The organism is Pseudoalteromonas sp. P1-13-1a, from assembly GCF_001401875.1.
Classification (GTDB): domain Bacteria; phylum Pseudomonadota; class Gammaproteobacteria; order Enterobacterales; family Alteromonadaceae; genus Pseudoalteromonas.
On sequence record NZ_LKDV01000012.1, the window covers coordinates 84,551 to 102,986 of the forward strand.

The 18,436-nt window shown below is 40.7% G+C and carries 12 protein-coding genes; 5 read left to right on the plus strand and 7 right to left on the minus strand.

Features of this window, described 5'->3' with window-relative positions; all coding sequences use genetic code 11:
- Window positions 1-129 precede the first annotated feature (129 nt).
- The 4 genes from AN391_RS09700 to AN391_RS09720 all read right to left on the minus strand — a co-directional run bounded on the left by AN391_RS09700 (window position 130) and on the right by AN391_RS09720 (window position 8,853).
- Window positions 130-1,149: a GGDEF domain-containing protein gene (locus tag AN391_RS09700; RefSeq protein WP_235576482.1), complete on the minus strand. Its 1,020-nt coding sequence runs from the start codon at window positions 1,147-1,149 to the stop codon at window positions 130-132.
- Window positions 1,150-1,788: 639 nt separating this feature from the next.
- Window positions 1,789-3,204 (minus strand): FAD-dependent oxidoreductase, encoded by a 1,416-nt coding sequence (locus AN391_RS09705; protein ID WP_055015228.1) that lies wholly within the window; start codon window positions 3,202-3,204, stop codon window positions 1,789-1,791.
- 9 nt (window positions 3,205-3,213) lie between these two features.
- On the minus strand, window positions 3,214-7,671 hold the full coding sequence (gltB, locus tag AN391_RS09710) for a glutamate synthase large subunit (protein WP_055015229.1): 4,458 nt from the start codon (window positions 7,669-7,671) through the stop codon (window positions 3,214-3,216).
- An 843-nt stretch (window positions 7,672-8,514) separates the two neighbouring features.
- Window positions 8,515-8,853, minus strand: coding sequence for a Grx4 family monothiol glutaredoxin (locus AN391_RS09720; RefSeq protein WP_016709200.1), 339 nt, complete (start codon window positions 8,851-8,853; stop codon window positions 8,515-8,517).
- A gap of 266 nt (window positions 8,854-9,119) precedes the next feature.
- Between AN391_RS09720 and AN391_RS09725 the strand changes: the two genes are divergently transcribed.
- The 4 genes from AN391_RS09725 (at window position 9,120) to AN391_RS09740 (ending at window position 14,675) form a co-directional block, all read left to right on the plus strand.
- Window positions 9,120-9,701 (plus strand): Fe-Mn family superoxide dismutase, encoded by a 582-nt coding sequence (locus AN391_RS09725; RefSeq protein WP_055015231.1) that lies wholly within the window; start codon window positions 9,120-9,122, stop codon window positions 9,699-9,701.
- A 209-nt stretch (window positions 9,702-9,910) separates the two neighbouring features.
- Window positions 9,911-11,833, plus strand: coding sequence for a PrkA family serine protein kinase (locus AN391_RS09730; RefSeq protein WP_055015232.1), 1,923 nt, complete (start codon window positions 9,911-9,913; stop codon window positions 11,831-11,833).
- 26 nt (window positions 11,834-11,859) lie between these two features.
- Entirely contained in the window at window positions 11,860-13,143 is a 1,284-nt protein-coding gene (locus AN391_RS09735) for a YeaH/YhbH family protein (RefSeq protein ID WP_055015233.1), read from the plus strand.
- A gap of 17 nt (window positions 13,144-13,160) precedes the next feature.
- Window positions 13,161-14,675 (plus strand): SpoVR family protein, encoded by a 1,515-nt coding sequence (locus AN391_RS09740; protein ID WP_055015234.1) that lies wholly within the window; start codon window positions 13,161-13,163, stop codon window positions 14,673-14,675.
- A gap of 115 nt (window positions 14,676-14,790) precedes the next feature.
- Here the strand turns inward: AN391_RS09740 and AN391_RS09745 are convergent, their stop codons facing one another.
- Together AN391_RS09745 and AN391_RS09750 are read right to left on the minus strand one after the other, a co-directional pair.
- On the minus strand, window positions 14,791-15,762 hold the full coding sequence (locus AN391_RS09745) for a diguanylate cyclase (RefSeq protein ID WP_055015235.1): 972 nt from the start codon (window positions 15,760-15,762) through the stop codon (window positions 14,791-14,793).
- A gap of 3 nt (window positions 15,763-15,765) precedes the next feature.
- Complete coding sequence (locus AN391_RS09750; RefSeq protein WP_055015236.1) at window positions 15,766-16,770, minus strand: response regulator; 1,005 nt, start codon at window positions 16,768-16,770, stop codon at window positions 15,766-15,768.
- 216 nt (window positions 16,771-16,986) lie between these two features.
- Between AN391_RS09750 and tpx the strand changes: the two genes are divergently transcribed.
- On the plus strand, window positions 16,987-17,574 hold the full coding sequence (tpx, locus tag AN391_RS09755; protein WP_055015237.1) for a thiol peroxidase: 588 nt from the start codon (window positions 16,987-16,989) through the stop codon (window positions 17,572-17,574).
- A 107-nt stretch (window positions 17,575-17,681) separates the two neighbouring features.
- Here tpx and adk read toward each other — a convergent pair whose 3' ends face one another.
- Complete coding sequence (gene adk / locus AN391_RS09760) at window positions 17,682-18,326, minus strand: adenylate kinase (RefSeq protein ID WP_055015238.1); 645 nt, start codon at window positions 18,324-18,326, stop codon at window positions 17,682-17,684.
- Between the last annotated feature and the right edge of the window lie 110 nt (window positions 18,327-18,436).

Genomic DNA, 18,436 nt, shown 5'->3' on the forward strand with positions numbered 1-18,436 from the left:
CATCAATGGTTACTTTTACTATCACAAATACTGTGCAGTGCAATATGTTATTTAAGTGTGCAGCGGCGAAAAAGTAAAAGCCGCCCAAGCCTCGATAGCTTTTCTATGGACTGACTAACATAGCTGCTGCTAAGAGCACGTTCTATTTTTACCTTGCTCTTTTGCTTTGTATAAACGCTCGTCGGCCAGTTTTATGTCTTGGGCTATAGTTGTAGTTAACTGGCTTTGCGCAAGCCCTATACTTATAGTTAATACTACCGAGTTTCCATTCATACGCACTGGTTTTTTTTGTAATTCTGCATGAATTTTTTCTGCAATACTCTGCCCCTGCTCTTTGTCGCTGTTTGGTAATGCAATTAAAAACTCTTCACCGCCCCAACGCGAAGCTATAGCTTGCTTTGGCAAACTCTTTTTTAAAATATTGGCAAGTTGAGTTAACGCTTCATCACCAAAGTCGTGGCCGTAGTTGTCATTAATTTTTTTGAAATTATCAACATCAGCTAACAAAATTACATAAGGCTGTTTAGTTTTTTTATGAAGATGTTTAAGCTGCGCCAGCTCTTTCATCATAAAACGTCTATTTGGTAAATCAGTTAAATGATCTATTGTGGCGAGGCGTTCATTTTTAATACTCAGCGCAACTATTTTTTCATTGTATTTTTCGCGTGAGCGCTCGTAAAAACCGCTTAATAAGGCCACTATAATAAAGGAGATAACTACCCTCAGCGGCAGTGCTTCAGGTTGGTAATCGTAAATATTAAAACTATCTGTGATGATAAACCCAGCAATCACTGCAAATAAAAAAGCTATGATATCAACAGTTCCCTTTTTAAGGCCTCTGATTGAATAAGTCACCGGTGATACAATAAATATCCAAATGGGGCCGGTTCCTTCAGCTCCGCCCGTGATCACTAAATAGAGCATTAAACAGTAAAGATTATATAAAATGGTCGTCGCTGATTTTTCGACTGCACGGTAAAGGCTAAAAGCCCACGCATAAACCCCCGCAGAAACTAACAGCATAGTACCAAGTATTACATCTGTATTAGACAATGCATTACACGCCATAGCGAAGGTAGCTATAAATCCGATAGTCGAAAAAAAGCGTACAATTAGCTTTCTTTCTCTGTTGTCTGAGTATGCATTCATATTATTATTTTTAATTGCAAGTGAGCTTTAAAAACTCATTATCCGAGGATTCAAAAAAGAAGTTAGCTGCAAGTTTGTACTGAAATAGCACTTTAAGCAAGATTTACTCGTTAATTATTGGTTAATGGCAATTTTTTAATACTTTTTCACTTAAAGAAGCGAGCCTATCAGTTAAGAGCTGACTGGCGTTTTTATTGGGGTACTTACTGGGTTTAGGTAGCACACACCTTGGATAAGCTTGCTCTTGTTTTACTGGGCAATGCTAAACTTAATTTACTGACAATACTCCTGCGTGGGTCTTCGCGATAAAGTGACATACAAATGACGGTTCACAATGCCATCTCGGCAGGTAATCTTTTATGTCTTATCGTTGCTGCACCTACAGGTCCTGAACATTGCTTAGTAAACACAGGACAAAGGAAATCACTGGGTTGCCCTAGTCATTCTGTGTTTAATGCATGTCCATTGGCAGGGCAATTGCGGTAGTGAGTTGCAAAAGAAAAGGCTCCTGAATCAATTCAGAAGCCTTTATATATTAACCAGTAGCCTCTCGGTCAATGGATCATTAAATATGCCTTAGTTTATCGGCATTAAGCCCGTTCACTTGCCTTTATTACATTTAAAAACGTAACGCGCTAATTAAACCTCTAAATAATCCATAATACCTTCAGCAGCGTTACGGCCTTCAAAAATAGCTGTTACAACTAAATCAGAGCCTCTCACTATATCGCCACCTGCAAATATTTTTGGATTAGTTGTTTGATGAGTAAATTCACCTTGCTCTGGTGCGTTAATGCCGCCCCAGTGGTTAATTTCTACATCATACTTTTCTAACCAGTCCAGTTTGTGTGGTTTAAAGCCAAACGCCATAATAACTTGGTCTGCCTCAAGTACGTGCTCTGAGCCTGGTACTACTTCTGCTCGGCTACGGCCGTTTTCATCAGGCTCACCAAGTTGAGTTTTAACCATTTTAACGCCGGCAACATGGCCATTATCATCAAGTACAATGCCCGTTGGCTGTACATTAAAAGTAAAGTTTACACCTTCTTCTTTAGCGTTTTTAACTTCACGTTTAGAGCCTGGCATATTTTCTTCATCACGACGATAAGCACACGTTACTTTAGCTGCATTTTGGCGAATAGAAGTTCGCACACAGTCCATCGCGGTATCACCACCGCCAAGTACCACAACCTTTTGATTGGCCATATCAATGCACGCTTGATTTTTCTCATCGTAACCCATAACGCGATTTGTGTTACCAATTAAAAATGGGAGTGCATCGTGTACGCCTGGCGCGTCTTCGTTTTCAAGACCAGCGCGCATACTCTGATATGTACCTACACCTAAAAATACCGCGTCGTAGTCAGCTAAAATTTCGTCCATAGTGATATCTACACCCACTTCAACGTTTAGCTTAAATTCAACACCCATTTCGGTGAAAATTTCACGGCGCTTTTGCATTACTTCTTTTTCAAGTTTAAAAGAAGGGATACCAAAAGTCAGTAATCCACCAATTTCTGGGTGACGGTCAAAAACCACTGGTTTTACACCGTTACGCACTAAAATATCTGCGCACCCTAACCCAGCCGGACCCGCACCAATAATCGCCACTTTTTTATCCGTCCATGTCACGTATGACATGTCTGGCTTCCAGCCCATTTTAAATGCGGTATCGGTAATGTATTTTTCAATATTACCTATTGTTACTGCGCCAAACTCTTCATCAAGCGTACATGAACCTTCACACAGCCTATCTTGTGGACATACGCGTCCACACACTTCAGGCAAGCTATTTGTACGATGAGAAAGCTCAGCCGCTTCTAAAATACGGCCAGTTCTAATTAATTTTAACCACTGAGGAATGTAGTTATGCACTGGGCATTTCCATTCACAGTAAGGGTTACCACAATCTAAACAACGGTCAGCTTGTGAATTTACCTGATTCTCAGAAAAGGGTTCGTAAATTTCCACGAAAGATTTTTTACGCGACGAGATTGGTTTTTTGCGTGGATCAACACGCTGCACGTCTATAAATTGATATACATTTTCGCTCATACTGCCCCCTTATTGCGCTTGAACACGAAGTTCTGCGCTACTACGAGCGCGGTGCCCGAGTAAACTTTTTACATCACTTGATTTTGGTTTAACTAGTTTGAACATAGGTAAATACAGTTCAAAATTAGCTAAAATGGTTTCTGCTCGACATGAACCTGTAAGCTCTAAATGCTCAGCAATTAGGCCGCGCAAATGCTCTTGGTGCGAGCTTAAATCATCAAGTGTTACTACTTCTACAAGCTCTGGATTAATGCGTTTTTCAAAGTCACTTCGCTCATCTAAAATATAAGCAAAACCACCTGTCATACCCGCACCAAAGTTAACGCCTACATTACCTAGCACACATACAACGCCGCCAGTCATGTATTCACAGCCGTTATCACCTACGCCTTCAACAACGGCTTGCACGCCAGAGTTACGCACTGCAAAACGCTCACCAGCACAGCCTGCGGCAAATAACTTACCACCCGTAGCACCGTACAAACATGTGTTACCTACAATGGTCGCTTTATGACTTTCAAACGATGAACCCAGTGGTGGACGTATAACAAGCTTACCACCAGCCATGCCTTTACCCACGTAGTCGTTTGCATCGCCAATAAGGGTCATTTCAAGGCCACCAGCATTCCAAACACCAAATGATTGCCCTGCAGTACCATGTAGCTCAATCGATACTGGATCTGCAGCCATACCTTGGTTGCCATGCTTTGAGGCTATGTAACCCGACAGCATTGCGCCAACTGAACGGTCTGTATTACATATGCGGCTTACTAGCGAAATACCCGAAGAAGTATCAATTGCTTGTTGTGCTTTGCCTAGTAACGTTTCGTTAAGTTCACCTAAATAATGAGAGCTATTTGGCGCACTACAAAATAAGGTTTCGCCCGTTGGGTTATTTGGCTGAGCAATCACAGACGATAAATCTATTTTCTTTTGCTTCGCTGTTTTACCTTCAATTGCTTCAAGTAAATCTAAACGGCCAATTAAGTCAGTTAGATTAGCAACACCTAAGCTTGCCATAATTTCGCGCGCTTCTTGTGCGATAAACTTAAAGTAGTTCATCGCCATTTCTGGTAAGCCGTGATAATGCTTTTGACGAAGTGTTTCATCCTGCGTTGCAACACCGGTCGCACAGTTGTTTAAATGACAAATACGTAGGTATTTACAACCTAGCGCCACCATTGGACCCGTACCAAAGCCAAAGCTCTCAGCACCTAAAATAGCGGCTTTAATGATATCTAAACCTGTTTTTAAGCCACCATCTGTTTGCAGGCGAATCCGGTGACGAAGGCCATTTTCAACAAGTGCTTGCTGGGTTTCTGCTAGGCCAAGCTCCCAAGGGCTACCTGCATACTTTACAGACGTAAGCGGGCTTGCGCCTGTGCCACCGTCGTAACCCGAAATTGTAATTAAATCAGCGTATGCTTTAGCTACACCGGTAGCAATTGTGCCTACCCCTGGCTCAGATACCAACTTAACCGAGATCATCGCTTCAGGATTTACTTGTTTTAAGTCAAATATTAGCTGGGCTAAATCTTCAATCGAGTAAATATCGTGATGCGGTGGTGGTGAAATTAATGTTACACCGGGTACCGAATAACGAAGCTTTGCAATATACGGCGTTACTTTTTCGCCTGGTAATTGTCCGCCTTCACCCGGTTTAGCACCCTGTGCCACTTTGATTTGTATTACATCAGCATTACGAAGGTAGTGCGGCGTTACACCAAATCGACCCGAGGCAACTTGTTTGATTCGTGAGTTTTTCTCGGTGTTGTAACGGAGTTTGTCTTCTCCACCTTCACCAGAATTTGAACAGCCCCCAAGGCGGTTCATTGCAATGGCTAGCGCTTCATGCGCCTCTGGCGAAAGTGCACCAATACTCATTGCTGCAGAATCAAAGCGCTGGTATAAAAATTCAGCCGGCTCAACATCATCAATGCTAATACCTTTTTCAGGTAATTTAAGCGCTAACATATCGCGTAGCGTTGCAATAGGACGGTTATTAACTAAATCAGCATAGGCTGAGTAGTCTTTATAATCGCCTGAACGTACGGCCTTTTGTAGCGTTTGAATAACATCAGGATTGTAAGCGTGGTATTCACCACCGTGAACATATTTTAATAAACCGCCGTGGCTGAGTAACTTACGCTTACTAAAAGCAAGTTTATGTAGCTTTTGCTGATCACTATCAAAATCGCTAAAACAGGCGCCTTTAATACGACTTGCTACGCCTTTAAAACACATCTCTATCATGGCATCTGATAAACCAACGGCTTCAAAAAGCATTGAACAACGGTACGATGCAATCGTACTTATGCCCATTTTAGACATAATTTTGTAAAGGCCTTTATTTATAGCTTTTCGGTACGAAAGCGTCACTTCGCAGTACGATTTTTCAATCACTTTACTGTCGCTCATCGCAACCAGTGACTCGTATGCAAGGTATGGGTATATTGCGGTTGCACCAAAACCAAGTAATACAGCAAATTGGTGTGCATCGCGTACGCTGCCCGTTTCAATAATAATATTAGACTCACAACGTAAGTTATTATCTACTAAACGTTTTTGTACAGCACCTACCGCCATTGCAGCAGGAATTGGTAATTGGGTTTCGCTAAAGTTACGGTCAGATAAAATAAGCATTACACAGCCTGCAGCTGCTTTTTCTTGTGCAGCGTCGCAAATACGTGCAACCGCTTTTTCTAAACCTTCCTCTGCTGTGTATGTAATATCAATTTTACAGTAGCTGTAATGCTCGTCATCAGCATTTAGTAGCTGCTGCATATCAGCATACATTAAAATTGGCGTATCAAACTGTAGACGCTTAGCATGGCCTGTGGTTTCATTAAATACGTTTTGCTCACTACCGATACACGTTGCTAATGACATTACGTGGTTTTCACGCAGCGGATCGATTGGCGGGTTAGTTACTTGCGCAAACTTTTGGCGGAAGTAATCATACAGTGAACGATGCCCTTCGCTTAACACAGCAAATGGCGTGTCATCACCCATAGAACCTGTTGCTTCTTGGCCATTTTCACCCATTACACGAATTACACTATCGAGCTCTTCGTTAGTGTAACCAAACATTTTTTGGTATTTAACAAGCGTTTCGTCATCAAATGAGCGATTACCTGCATCCTGTTCGGTAAGCTCTTCAAACGGAGTTAGGCGTTTAACATTTTCTTCAAGCCATGACTTATAAGGGTGACGCGATTTTAAATCTTGGTCGATTTCATCTGAGTGCCAGATTTTGCCTAATTTAGTATCAATTACTAAAAGCTCGCCTGGCCCTACACGGCCTTTTTCGACCACTTCATCTGCAGTGTAATCCCAAATCCCTACCTCAGAGGCCAGTGTAATAAAGCCATCTTGAGTAATAACATAGCGCGCCGGGCGCAGGCCATTTCTATCAAGGTTACACGCTGCAAAACGCCCATCAGACATAACAATGCCCGCAGGGCCATCCCACGGCTCCATATGCATAGAGTTAAAGTCGTAAAATGCACGTAAGTCATCATCCATAGCACGATTTTTTTGCCATGCAGGTGGCACTAGCATACGCATAGCACGGAATAAATCCATGCCACCCGCTAAAAACAGCTCCAGCATGTTGTCTAGGCTTGATGAGTCAGAGCCAGTTTCGTTTACAAACGGCGCTGCGCTTTGTAAATCAGGAATAAGTGGCGAAGAAAACTTATACGAACGTGCACGAGCCCATTGGCGGTTACCTTCAATGGTATTAATTTCACCATTATGCGCTAAATACCTAAATGGTTGTGCTAAAGGCCAACGCGGCTGAGTATTAGTAGAAAAACGCTGATGGAATACACAAATAGCGCTGGTCATACGAATATCAGCTAAGTCTAAATAAAAGTTAGGCAAATCTGCAGGCATCATAAGGCCTTTATAGATAGTCACTAACCCCGATAAACTCGCAATATAAAACGACTCATCCTCTGCTAAACGCTTTTCTGCGCGGCGACGTGCTACATATAAACGTCGCTCTAAATCTTTAGAACGCCAACCTTCCGGCGCACTAACAAAAATTTGTTCAAAACCAGGTAATTGCTGTGTAGCAATTGGCCCTAGCATTGAAGGGTCAGTAGGCACTTCACGCCAACCAAGTATTTTAAGTGTTTCTTGTTCTAATTCTTCACATAAAACCTGTTTTGCAGCTTGTGCTAAAACGGGATCTGAATTTAAGAAAACCATGCCTACGGCGTAATTTTTACCTAAGTGCCAGTTATGCTCGTTAGCAATGGCACGAAAAAAACTGTCAGGTTTTTGGAGTAATAAACCACAGCCGTCGCCTGTTTTACCATCGGCAGATATACCACCGCGGTGTTGCATGCGATCAAGTCCAGTAATAGCTGTACGAATAAGCCGATGACTAGCTTGACCATTTACTTGGGCTATTAAGCCAAAGCCACAATTATCTTTTTCTAATGTTGAGTCGTATAACATAGACCCCTCCCTTGCTGCACTGTTAACGTGAATGAACTGCTCGACGATTTGCTAACAGACGCACAAAACTAGCCTCTATAGTAAATAGAGTCAATATTATTTTGAATACATATTCACATTCTTGAATATTTCTCACTTCAAGGCAAGGTTTCTTTTTAACTCATAAGTTTTAACATTTAGTGCTTTTTTGTGCGTTATTTTTTCATGACACTGGTGTCAATTTTAACATTTTGTAAAAACAAAGGGAGCACACCAATACCCTTTACGTAAACGTAAAGCTCCACCCAATGAATAAATATTCATTAAAACTTTATTGGTTCAGTTAACATTTAGATAGTTTAATGCAATTTAAATAAATTAAAGGTTTAGGATCACGCTTTTTTAGCGTTCATTGGTATAGTTATGAATTGCTGTGTCGTTTTTAGTGCAAATGGTGTGAATTTTTATTTAATACCAATTCGCTTAATTAAGTGTTCTATTTTGAGGCTGGAAAAACGTATTGATAGCCAGGCAAAAATCTCGATATTGGGTTGTGCTAAAAAAGAACCTTTTAGCGCAGATAGCGACACGTATAGCTCAGCATAGCTGGTTACGTATTATTACGCCTTGGTATAAAACTCAATTTTTTAATTAAAATTTGCGCTTATATAAGTAGCATTGTTGCTTACTTATCCTTACTAAGGTGTATCTAAACGAGGAGTGAGGCCTGAGTTTGCTAACTATTGAGTACAAATTATTGGCTATAATCATGGGTTGATCAATAAATTAAAACGCAAGAAAGTTATAGATAGACACAAAAAAGCCACGTAAACGTGGCTTTTATTATGTTTAGCAAAGTAACTATTACTCTGCGTCAGCTTCTTTATATTTAGCTGCTGTTTCAGTGATCAACGGCTGTAATTCACCACGCTGAAACATTTCAATAATAATGTCGCAACCACCTATCAATTCGCCCTCAACCCAAAGCTGTGGGAAGGTAGGCCAATTAGCGTATGCTGGTAGCTCAGCACGAATATCTGGATTTAGTAAAATATCAACATAGGCAAATGGTTCGCCACATGACATTAGAGCTTGTGACGCTTGTGAAGAAAAACCACAATTTGGTAATTTAGGTGACCCTTTCATGTAAAGGATAATTGGGTTTTCAGAAATCTGCTGTTTAATTTTATCAATGGTTTCCATCTACAACCTCAAAATGACGATAGCTTGATATATCCGGGGCTTGAAAATAAATCATTGTGGCCACAAATATATAACTTAAAATGGGCAAATAAAGCCGCAATTGAAATAGTCTTTAGCAATAGCATTGCTGTTTGCTTAAACTTGAGTAAAATACTCAACAATTATAGTAACACTATATTCTCGTTTGGTATAGGTAAGTGGTCTGTTCTATCAGGCATTACGTACTACCAAGCGCGTTATCAACCAAAAGAAGATGGAGATAAAAAATGGCATTTGAACTACCGTCACTACCATATGCAATTGATGCACTTGAGCCTCACATTTCAAAAGAAACTCTTGAGTATCACCACGGTAAGCATCACAACACGTATGTTGTTAAATTAAACGGTTTAATTCCAGGTACTGAATTTGAGAACAAATCTTTAGAAGAGATTGTTTGCTCATCTGAAGGTGGCGTATTTAACAATGCTGCACAAATTTGGAACCACACTTTTTACTGGAACTGCCTATCTCCAAATGGCGGCGGTGAACCAACAGGCGCAATTGCTGATGCTATCAACGCGAAATGGGGCTCATTTGACGCGTTTAAAGATGCACTAAACGACAAAGCTGTTAACAACTTTGGCTCTAGCTGGACATGGTTAGTTAAACTAGCTGACGGTTCATTAGATATCGTAAACACATCTAACGCAGCAACGCCACTTACAGACGAAGGTGTTACACCAATCCTAACTGTGGATTTATGGGAACACGCATACTACATTGATTACCGTAACGTGCGTCCAGATTACCTTAAAGGTTTTTGGGCGCTTGTTAACTGGGAATTCGCGAACGCTAACTTCGCTTAATTAGCCACTATAGGCTGATTAAAAAAGGCGCTTCGGCGTCTTTTTTTATGCCTTTATAAAATTTAAGCCGCCGTTATACGTGCTAAATTGATAAATTAGCCACATGATCTTTTTTCACTTAAATTTTTAATTTTATTGCACAAAAATTTCAAACTGAGACTAGACTTTAAAAAGTAAGCACCTTTTTAAAGTGGGTTTCGGAGGTTATTATGACTATTTTTGAGCACTACCAAGCACGATACGAAGCAGCACAAGAAGAAGAATACAGCATCAGCGAATTTTTAGAAATTTGTAAAAACGATAAATCAGCTTATGCCAGCGCACCCGAGCGCTTACTTATGGCAATAGGTGAACCACAAATGGTTGATACTGCAACCGACGCACGTTTAAGCCGGTTGTTTTCTAATCGAGTTGTTGCACGCTACCCTGCATTTGAAGACTTTTACGGCATGGAAGATGCCATAGAGCAAATTGTCTCTTATTTAAAACATGCGGCTCAAGGACTAGAAGAATGCAAACAAGTCCTTTATTTACTCGGCCCCGTAGGGGGAGGTAAATCTTCAATCGCTGAAAAACTAAAATACTTAATGCAACAAGTGCCTATATACTCAATTAAAGGCTCGCCGGTAAACGACCACCCGCTTTGTTTGTTTGACCCCGTCGAAGATGCAAATGTGCTTGAAAAAGAATACGGTATTAAGCCCCGTTATTTAAAAACCATTATGTCGCCATGGGCTGCAAAACGACTAAAAGAATTTAATGGTGACATCAGCCAATTCAGAGTTGTAAAGCGCTACCCTTCTATTTTAAATCAAATTGGTATAGCCAAAACCGAGCCTGGTGATGAAAACAACCAAGATATTTCAGCATTGGTAGGCAAAGTAGATATTCGTCAGCTTGAGCACTTTGCTCAAAACGACCCAGACGCTTACGCTTATTCAGGCTCATTATGTTTAGCAAACCAAGGCTTAATGGAGTTTGTAGAAATGTTTAAAGCACCTATTAAAGTGCTGCATCCACTCCTTACTGCAACGCAAGAGGGGAATTACAACGGTACAGAGGGCATAAGCGCCCTGCCCTTTAACGGCATGATTTTAGCTCACTCAAATGAGTCAGAATGGCAAACGTTTAAAAATAACAAAAACAACGAAGCGTTTTTGGATAGGGTATATATTGTAAAAGTTCCTTACTGCTTGCGTGTTACCGAGGAAATTAAAATATACGACAAACTCATTCAGCACAGTGAACTGGCAAGCGCCCCCTGTGCACCAGGTACGTTAAAAACACTGGCACAATTTACTACGCTTTCTCGTTTAAAAGAGCCTGAGAACTCAAGCATTTATTCAAAAATGCGCGTATACGATGGAGAAACCCTAAAAGATACTGACCCTAAAGCGAAATCTTATCAAGAGTACCGTGATTACGCAGGAGTTGACGAAGGTATGACTGGTCTTTCGACCCGTTTTGCTTTTAAAATTTTGTCACGCGTATTTAATTTTGATACCACTGAAGTGGCCGCCAATCCAGTGCATTTATTTTATGTATTGGAACAACAAATAGAGCGTGAACAATTTAGCGCTGAAGTGGAAGAGCGTTATTTAAGCTTTTTAAAAGGCTATTTAATTCCACAATATGTTGAGTTTATTGGCAAAGAACTCCAAACCGCTTATTTAGAGTCTTACTCTGAGTATGGGCAAAATATTTTTGACCGCTATGTAATTTATGCAGATTTTTGGATACAAGATCAAGAATATAGAGACCCTGATACAGGACAACTATTTGACCGCGCATCGTTAAATGCAGAACTTGAAAAAATAGAAAAACCCGCCGGCATTTCTAACCCCAAAGATTTTAGGAATGAGATAGTTAACTTTGTATTACGTGCACGCGCTCACAATAATGGTAAAAACCCACTATGGACAAGCTACGAAAAACTGCGCACGGTTATTGAGAAAAAAATGTTCTCAAACACTGAGGATCTTCTCCCTGTTATCTCCTTTAATACTAAAACCTCAGCAGAGGATCAGCAAAAGCACGAGGACTTTGTTAACCGCATGGTTGAAAAAGGCTACACGCAAAAACAAGTGCGTTTACTTTCTGAGTGGTATTTACGGGTTAGAAAATCGCAGTAACCTTCATGTAGTTTAGGGGGAACAGTATGGCGCATTTTATAGATAGACGTTTAAATGGTAAAAATAAAAGCACGCTTAACCGCCAGCGCTTTATTAGGCGCTATAAAAAGCAAATAAAAGAAGCCGTATCTGATGCGGTTAATAAACGTAGCGTTACCGACTCTAGTTCAGGGGAGAGTATATCTATCCCGCAACGAGATATTAGCGAGCCCATTTTTCACCAAGGTAAAGGGGGCGACAGAGAACAAATTCACCCTGGCAACGATCAATTCTCTACAGGTGACAAAATTGAGCGCCCCAAAGGCGGCCAAGGTGGTGGTGCAGGCGATGGCGATGCGAGTGATTCAGGCGAAGGCCAAGATGACTTTGTGTTTTCTATTTCTAAAGATGAATACCTTGATTTGCTCTTTGAAGACTTAGCGCTGCCCAACTTACAAGAAAACCAGCTAGATAAGCTTGTACAAATGAAAACTCATCGGGCTGGTTTTTGTAGCGATGGTATGCCCAGTAATATTGATATAGTACGCTCATTACAGGGCTCACTCGCCAGGAGAGTCGCCATGAGTGCGGGTAAAAAAAGGCGCTTAGCTGAGCTTGAAGGTCAACTCGCGATGGAACTTGAGCAAGCCGCCAGCGACCAAGCTATCGTAGCATTATTGCAAGAGGAAATTGATCAACTCAAACAGCAAATAAAATACGTACCTTTTATCGATAACTACGACTTACGTTTTCGTAATTATGAAAAACGCCCCCACCCCACCAGCAAAGCCGTTATGTTTTGTATTATGGATGTATCAGGCTCGATGGATCAGGCCACAAAAGACATGGCAAAGCGTTTTTACATTTTGCTGTATCAATTTTTGACCCGTAGTTATAAAGACATTGAGGTCGTGTATATACGTCACCATACACAAGCTAAAGAGGTCGACGAACAAGAGTTCTTTTATTCTCAGGAAACAGGTGGCACTATTGTCTCCAGTGCCCTTAAACTAATGAACGATATAATAAAAGAGCGTTATGATTCAGAGCAGTGGAACATATACGCGGCGCAAGCATCCGATGGCGATAACTGGGCAGACGATACCCCCCACTGCGCAGAAATATTACGCAATAAGCTACTTAGCGCCGTTCGTTACTTTGCTTATATAGAAATTACCACGCGTGCGCATCAAAGCTTATGGCGCGAATACCAAAACATAACCCACACTCATAGCAACTTTGCTATACAACATATACAAAGTGTTGAAGATATTTACCCTATATTTAGGGAGCTCTTTAAAAAAAATCGTCAACAACAAGGCGCTGCTTAGCCTAAACGAGGTTTACGATGAGTAATGAACGAATTAGTGATGGTCCAGACTGGACCTTTGAATTGCTTGAGCAATACCAAACTGAAATAGCCCGCGTTGCCACCCATTACCGATTAGACACTTACCCTAATCAAATCGAAGTCATTACAGCAGAACAAATGATGGATGCGTATTCAAGCGTTGGCATGCCAATAGGATACAGCCATTGGTCATATGGTAAAAAATTTATTCAAACAGAACAAAATTATAAACGTGGGCAAATGGGGCTGGCTTACGAAATTGTTATTAATTCAAATCCCTGTATTGCTTATTTAATGGAAGAAAACACACTTCCCATGCAGGCTTTGGTTATGGCGCATGCCTGTTATGGCCATAATTCATTTTTTAAAGGGAACTACTTATTTAAAACATGGACTGACGCCGATTCCATCATAGATTACTTAGTGTTTGCTAAAAATTACATTAGCCGTTGTGAGGAAAAATATGGCATTACTCAAGTAGAAAACTTGATTGATTCGTGTCACGCATTGATGAATTATGGTGTAGATAGATACAAACGCCCGCAGCAAATATCCCTTTTTGAAGAGCAAAAGCGTCAAAAAGAGCGTGAAGATTACATGCAATCACAAGTAAACGAGCTATGGCGTACTATCCCTAAGCAACAACAGGAAGCTAAAAAGCAAGAAAGACACTTTCCCCAAGAGCCGCAAGAAAATATCTTATATTTCATCGAGAAAAATGCGCCACTATTAGAGTCTTGGCAGCGAGAAGTAATACGTATTGTTCGAAAAATATCGCAATATTTTTATCCACAAAAACAAACCCAAGTAATGAACGAAGGGTGGGCAACCTTTTGGCATTACACTATTTTAAATCACTTATATGATGAGGGTAAGTTAACCGACTCATTCATGATGGAGTTTTTGCAAAGTCATACCAACGTGGTTTATCAGCCACCTTATAACAGCAATTACTATTCAGGTATAAACCCCTATGCCCTAGGCTTTAATATGATGGTGGATATTCGCCGTATTTGCGAAAACCCAACAGATGAGGACAGACGCTGGTTTCCTGAGTATGCAGGGACTGATTGGCTTGACACTCTGCATTTTGCGATGGAAAATTTTAAAGATGAAAGCTTCATAAGCCAATTTTTATCACCTAAGCTAATACGTGACTTTAAGTTATTTACTATTGTCGATCATAGCCGTAACCCACATCTTGAAATAGGCGCAATTCATGACGATAGCGGCTATCGGGCTGTACGCGAAGCGCTTTCAGCGCAGTATAATTTGAGTAATCACGAACCTAACATTCAAGTGTATAATGTTGATATTAGAGGCGATCGCTCTTTAACGTTGCGCTATGTCCCCCACAATAATATCCCCCTCGCGAACTCCCACAAAGAGGTGCTAAAACACCTTTACAGGTTATGGGGATTTAAGGTGCAACTACAGCAAGAGACAAGTAGCGGCGATGTCTCTACGCTTGGCCAATGCCCTGCTGATGACACACGCCATATTTCAGAGTAAGTAAGGTGGAAAAGCAAAAGTCATTAGCATTTGTGGGCATAAAAACAGCGTAAGCTCGCAGAGCTAAGTATTACTCACGTAGCATTATTTTAATAGCACATAATAAAAATGACGCTTATGCGTCATTTTTTATATCCTCAAAATCAGTTACTCTATTACGACCATGCTCTTTTGAGTAATACAACGCTTTATCCGCAGCTTCAATCCAACGTTCATGCTTTGCAAACTCTGGGCTATTGCCTGCAAAGCCAACACTCACTGTCATCTCTATTTTTGTATGCTTATAAACAAAAGGGTTGGCCTCTATCAGTGCTCTTAAGCGCTCAGCAAATGTTGCTGCGCCTTGTTTGTCGGTATCAAGTAAAGTAACAACAAACTCCTCCCCACCATATCGTCCTGCTATGTCGGTTTCGCGAAGCGTCGTTCGAAGCAAATCTGAAAGGTGGCGAAGCGCCTCATCACCACAGCTATGACCATGCTCATCATTAATTTTTTTAAAATGGTCGATATCGAACATTAACAGTGTGCTGCTACCACCACTGCGCTTAACGCGCAAAAACTCTTGGTGCAGCGTGCTTTCCCAATGCCCGCGATTATACAGTTGCGTTAGGCTATCAGTTTGGCTGACTTGTTCTAAACGCTTGTTTAAATCTTCCAATTCTTTTTTATTTACTGCCACATCGGTAACATCGTAAATAATAATACAAATATGGCTTACTTCGCCCAATGTGTTGGTAAGTGGAATAAAAGTCGCGTTTTGGTACATGTAATCCGCTTTACCAGTAATTGGCCGATAATTTTTAAAACGGAAAATGTAAGGTTGCTGCTCCCAAATAGTAAACGAGCGGTTTTTAAGTACAAATACAGACTCTGATTTACTTCTAAACCATTTTTCGTCAATTGAGGGGAATAAATCAAATAAATCTTTGTCCTTTACAGCGCTGGGCAATAGCCCCGAATGGTTTTCCATAAAGCCATTCCATACGCACACTTTATAGTCTCTATCCAGTACAACCAGGCCCACATCGACTGTGTTAAACATATCCATTAACCAATGGATTTCATTCATTTCTAAATCAGCGGCCATAACTTAGTCTTCTAATAGGTAAGCAACTTTGTATTTCAAAGTCTTCAGTGAATCTTCGGTAAATAACAGCATAAGGTCACAGTTAATATCGTGGTTTTCGATGCCGTAGCTTATCTCTATTGCTAAAGTTCTTTGCCAACGAGATTTATTCGATTTAACCAACTCTGATACATCGCGATGCTGGCCAAGTACAATGGGGTGGCCTTGACTAAAAGACATATCAAGCTGTTTAGAGAGCCCCGTTAAAATTGAGCCTATTAGAATATTACTAATATCCATAAGCAGCTCAAGTTCAACCTTGTCGTTAAGCTCACCATCGTAATTCATTAATGACGCAATTTCTTTAAAGCTTGAGTCATTTAGTAAAAGCAACGCCTCGCCAGATACGCCACCGCCAATAAAGCCTTGGCAAACGCCCGAGGTAGCTGCGTTGTTGTCAATAGACTGCAACGCCATGTCTAGCTCATTAACTTCAAGCACATTCACATTCGGAATCGGCAGCTCTACAAACACGTTTAAAAGCCGTGCAAGCAAATCCCCCGCTTGACCCATAGCAACATTTGTAAGCTCTTGGTATATATCGCGCACATCTGGGTCTACTTGCTCACCCAAAGAGTGGGCGAGTCGTTCGCGCATGGCTTTATCTTTAATACCGTGGTGCTCAATAATATCTGCGAGCTTTTCAGCTGAGCAAGGCTTTTGGATAAAATCAATAGCCCCTAACTCTAAAACACGTTGGTGCGCATTTGGCTGAATATCGCCAGATACCACTACGGTTAGGATATTAAGACCTTGCTCTTTCATGGCCATAAGGACTTCGTACCCGTCCATTTCAGGCATATTTAAATCAAGAAAAAGTATTTCGGGCTCGATTATTTTTAGTTTTGTGATGCAATCAACACCATCTTGAGCAAACTCTACTTTAATATCCCAGTCATCTGGTAAAGAGCGAGCTAGCTGGCGCCTCGCTAATTTTGAGTCGTCACATATTAATACGGATGTTGACATACTATCTCTCTATTATTTAACCCAATGTTGTCAATAGGCCTTATGACTTTATTAAAGATACATTTTGTAACTACATGTTAATAAAAGTTCTTCGAGTTTACAATTTATATATCACAGAACTTATTATTACTTTTACCGTGATATTTAATCGCTTGGTTAGTGATATTCAGTATAATACACTCAAACCTATTGCGTTAATTTAAAAGGAAATAACCTATGGTACGCTCTCTTATTTTTGCACTAAGCACGCTTGCTTTAAGCTCAGTTGGGCACGCATCACAGTACCCCGAAAACACGCTTGATGCAGGTAAGGTCTCTGCTCAGGGTAAACCTGTCACCTTGTTAGGTAAAGGTGTAAGTGTAGGTGATAATGCGCCAAATTTTAAAGTAGTTGATGGTGGTTTTGCTCCTGTAAATCTTGATGATTATAAAGGGCAAGCAGTATTGATTAGCGTGGTACCAAGTTTAGATACAGGTATTTGTAGCTTACAAACAAAGCATTTCAACGAAAAAGTGGCAACGCAATTTCCTGCTGTTGCGATGCTGACAATTAGCGCCGATTTACCTTTTGCTCAAAAACGCTTTTGTAATGCTGAAAACATCGACAAAGTAACAACCCTTTCTGACTCTGTATGGCGAGACTTTGGCCAAAAATATGGCTTAATTATAAAAGATATGGGCCTGCTTACCCGCGCCGTATTTATTTTAGATAAGAGCCACACAGTGATATACAAACAACTCGTGCCTAATTTATCAACCGAGCCAAGCTACGACCCAGTAATAGAAAAGTTAAAAGCGTTGTAGGTACTAAGTTTTACCAAATGGTTTAATTTAAAATTGTTAAAAGCTAATAAATACAAAAAAACCGCCTGAGGGCGGTTTTTTAATACCTAAGCTGTGTTTAGATTATATTAACCTAAAAGCTCTGCTAGTTGCTGGCTTACTGTTTCAACAGCTTGCGTACCATCAAGTTTATGGTACTGCGTGTTGCCCGCTTTTGCTTCAGCTTGGTAATAATCAACCAATGGCATAGTTTGCTCATGGTAAATACCTAAACGTTTGCGAACTGTTTCTTCCGTGTCATCTGCACGGATAATTAGTTCTTCGCCTGTTTCATCATCTTTACCTTCCACTTTTGGTGGGTTGTAAACAACGTGATAAACACGGCCAGAACCAGGATGCACACGGCGGCCACCCATACGCTCAACAATTACTTCATCAGCAACGTCAAACTCAATAACGTGATCAACCACAACGCCATTTTCTTTCATTGCATCTGCTTGTGGAATGGTACGTGGGAAGCCATCAAGTAAAAAGCCTTGTTCACAATCTGGTTTAGCAATACGCTCTTTAACTAAACCAATGATGATATCGTCAGAAATTAACTGACCTGCATCCATTACTTTTTTAGCTTCTAAACCAAGTGGTGTACCTTCTTTAATGGCTGCACGAAGCATGTCACCGGTAGAAATTTGTGGAATACCGTATTTGTCCATTAAAAACTGAGCTTGCGTACCTTTACCAGCACCTGGCGCGCCCAAAAGAATAATGCGCATATCATTGTCCCCTAGTATGGATAGTTATTTTTAAAGCCTGAATTCTTCCACAAGCGCTGCAGATACTCAAGCAACTTATACTAATTGCCTACTTTAGATCGCATAAAAAA

Coding starts and splice junctions, on each gene's coding strand:
- AN391_RS09700 (WP_235576482.1), bottom strand. CDS start 1,149: ATGAATGCATACTCAGACAACAGAGAAAGAAAGCTAATTGTACGCTTT.
- AN391_RS09705 (WP_055015228.1), bottom strand. CDS start 3,204: ATGAGCGAAAATGTATATCAATTTATAGACGTGCAGCGTGTTGATCCA.
- gltB (WP_055015229.1), bottom strand. CDS start 7,671: ATGTTATACGACTCAACATTAGAAAAAGATAATTGTGGCTTTGGCTTA.
- AN391_RS09720 (WP_016709200.1), bottom strand. CDS start 8,853: ATGGAAACCATTGATAAAATTAAACAGCAGATTTCTGAAAACCCAATT.
- AN391_RS09725 (WP_055015231.1), top strand. CDS start 9,120: ATGGCATTTGAACTACCGTCACTACCATATGCAATTGATGCACTTGAG.
- AN391_RS09730 (WP_055015232.1), top strand. CDS start 9,911: ATGACTATTTTTGAGCACTACCAAGCACGATACGAAGCAGCACAAGAA.
- AN391_RS09735 (WP_055015233.1), top strand. CDS start 11,860: ATGGCGCATTTTATAGATAGACGTTTAAATGGTAAAAATAAAAGCACG.
- AN391_RS09740 (WP_055015234.1), top strand. CDS start 13,161: ATGAGTAATGAACGAATTAGTGATGGTCCAGACTGGACCTTTGAATTG.
- AN391_RS09745 (WP_055015235.1), bottom strand. CDS start 15,762: ATGGCCGCTGATTTAGAAATGAATGAAATCCATTGGTTAATGGATATG.
- AN391_RS09750 (WP_055015236.1), bottom strand. CDS start 16,770: ATGTCAACATCCGTATTAATATGTGACGACTCAAAATTAGCGAGGCGC.
- tpx (WP_055015237.1), top strand. CDS start 16,987: ATGGTACGCTCTCTTATTTTTGCACTAAGCACGCTTGCTTTAAGCTCA.
- adk (WP_055015238.1), bottom strand. CDS start 18,326: ATGCGCATTATTCTTTTGGGCGCGCCAGGTGCTGGTAAAGGTACGCAA.